Here is a 2,556-nt window from a genome sequence, read left to right on the forward strand (position 1 = left end):
GTATTTGCGCTCATGTTCGCCGCGGGTGGAGCCCAGCTGTTGTTCTCTCACGATATCTCTCGTCACGTCGGACATGCCTTTCCGATAGTTCTATACTCTTTGGAGCTCTTGTTATGTAAGAAAATTCTTGGAAATAAGCTTCCAAAGGTGCTTGTAATTCTGGTTTTTTGCAATTTTTTTGTTCCTCAGTACTACGTCGGGCAACACAACGCATGGCCTTTCTTACCGGTCCCGGTTTCATTTGTATTTTATATGTTTGGGTTTGATCCGTGGAACCTACCTTTCAGCCCCTGGAATTAGCTAATGGCGCGTAGATGGTAAACGAGTTGCTTGCACCGCGACGGGGTACATGTAGCTTCCTCATACTCTGTAACAAGGGTGTGTCGGCGTATGCCTCTGTCTAGAAAAACCTAAATACTTAGCTGCTAGCGGGTGGGGCCGCAGATGGCAGAGTCTAGGTTATTTCTCTGTTGGCACTCTCTTCTTGTTGTTTGCTAAGGAACGATAAAAGAAAACGCGTTACCCTGCTCTTCAGCAGGCTCACCGTCTCGAACGCAGGTAGAAAATCTAAAGGCGAATTCCCTTTACGTGCAGCCGCTATTTACAAGCCTTGAAATTGGCTGGACAGCATTGCTTGCGCAGGAGGAAAGAGAGAAGTCGGTCGAGGCAACCGGCACCGCCGTTTTTGGGTCGACCCCAACAGCCTTTATGCAGTAGACCGAAGCGTTCGGTAGGCGTCGAGAGGATACGTTAGTACTTGATCGGGATTTGTCCAGAGAGCCGTCTCCATAGACAAATCCATAAGCTCGTGGTCCGGGCTTCGAGGTAGGAATCTCGGTAGCTGTCTCTCCTTTGGGCGCCAGTGGGCACAGCAGTGGGAAGCAGTCTTGGTTGCGTGCAGGAGATTGCCTAAACGTTAGGTGCTCTCATTAAGCCACATTGCGGTGGCGTTTTGGTTGAACTGTTCCTGGTGCCGAGTGGAGCACCTCGAGTCCGAACTTGGAGATATCCGCGGCGGTTGGGTCATCCAGCACGATAGGCGCAGCCGCAAAGGATGCGCTTAAGAGAGGCTCCACGAAGGCTTTTTGCACGAAAGACGAGCTGGCAATCCGATACAAAAACGCTTGGAAGGCAACTTTCGTGTTCGCAAAGCCTTCTCCTAAAGAGATGTGGGCAAGCTCTCCCGCAAAAGAAGATCTAGACAGGTTAATCCAGTTTTCGGCTGACGCTCTCACCTCGGAAACATTCGATTGCGCGAGGCGACGCATAGTTTCTGTGTCCGCTCGACCCTCAAGGCTGTAAACAATAACGGCACCGACGGCGGCCCTGACCTCATCTTTAGGGGAGTTCTTGAGCCGTTCAGCGAACGCTACAGGATCAACTGCTGCGAGCGCCGCGTTGAGCATCCCGATTCTCGCGCGCTCCTCGGAGGTGTGAGGTTGCTCCGCTAGAGCGTCGAGCTGTCTCGCCAAAAGTGGAGCGAGCGCTTTCGCCGCCTCTCCGTGCTGTCCGATTATGGGAATGCAGCCAGGACCGCCGACACCTTGCAAGAAGTCGAGAGCCGCCGCTTGCAGCTTTGTTGAAGGGAGAGAGGCTATTACTGACAGGTTATCTTGGTGCTGGGGATCCGCAGCGAGAAACCGGAGAGAGGGAGTATTCGGCAGTTTCAGACAGGTATCGAGGAGGGAGCTCGAGGCCGCATTTGAATTCTGTACGGGGTTTGTATTTTCGTGGTGTAGCATGAACTTTCGCTCCTAGTCGAACACTGACGTTATCAAACGTCTGAAGAGAGGTTGTGGCACGTTTTAGAACTTTTGTGACCTTAACAGTGAGTAAGTGAGATTATTGGACTACTTACGGACCTCCGACCCGTGCTCTGCTCGAGCTGGGTTTGGGAATTACAACGGATTGGCGACGCCCCCCCCCTTAGTTAGCCGGATCTTCTTCTGATCGTGAGCTGGGACTCAGGAACACCAAACCCCATACTCTTGTCTCTGGTGGGGTCCCCCTGAACTCTGGACCCGGTACTCTGGAAAATCCTACTTTACTGTGATGGTAGAAGCCCCGCCCCGCCCTTATTCTTGTCTCTCGTCCACCTCAACGTTGAATTCCATAGCCCAGGGATAATTATTTGATCTAACGAGGTGCGGCGTCTTTTTACCCGCCAGGGCACGCACACTCTTTTGGCGCATTAACCGCGCTGATATTCGACAATCTCCTCCTTCGGTACGGTACCTTCTGCCAAGGCACATATTGAAAGAGGTTTCGAGATGATTTCCCGTCGCACTGTTCTTCTGCCCGATGGCGAAAGTGAGCTGTCGTATAGGATTTTAACGCGAGCTCTCGTATAAAGAGCGCTCAACCGACGGCTAAGGGGGAATAGATGCGATACCAGGTACTCGTTCGATTAAAGACAAGGATAGGAAAATCAATTCATTTTCCGCAAGTAGCTGATCTGCGGTGGCGACATTATAATAGGGGCCATGAGGTGGCCGAAAGTTGTAGAAAAGTTGTTTTTCGTCCCCAGATTACCGTTTTTGACCTAGCAGAAGAGTA

Annotated in this window: 3 protein-coding genes; 2 read left to right on the plus strand and 1 reads right to left on the minus strand. The window is 51.6% G+C overall.

All coding sequences use genetic code 11. The features are described 5' to 3' along the window. Window positions 1-300 (plus strand): hypothetical protein (locus NTV65_11445; GenBank protein MCX6115810.1); only part of this gene is annotated, 300 nt, incomplete at its 5' end. 288 nt (window positions 301-588) lie between these two features. After that, window positions 589-717 carry a hypothetical protein gene (locus NTV65_11450; GenBank protein ID MCX6115811.1) on the plus strand — a complete coding sequence of 43 codons (129 nt, stop codon included), beginning with the start codon at window positions 589-591 and terminating at the stop codon, window positions 715-717. 212 nt (window positions 718-929) lie between these two features. On the opposite strand, the gene NTV65_11455 is transcribed toward NTV65_11450, so the two are convergent. Continuing rightward, entirely contained in the window at window positions 930-1,742 is an 813-nt protein-coding gene (locus NTV65_11455) for a hypothetical protein (protein ID MCX6115812.1), read from the minus strand. Between the last annotated feature and the right edge of the window lie 814 nt (window positions 1,743-2,556).

This window comes from Pseudomonadota bacterium (genome assembly GCA_026390555.1).
GTDB lineage: Bacteria > Bdellovibrionota_C > UBA2361 > UBA2361 > OMII01 > OMII01.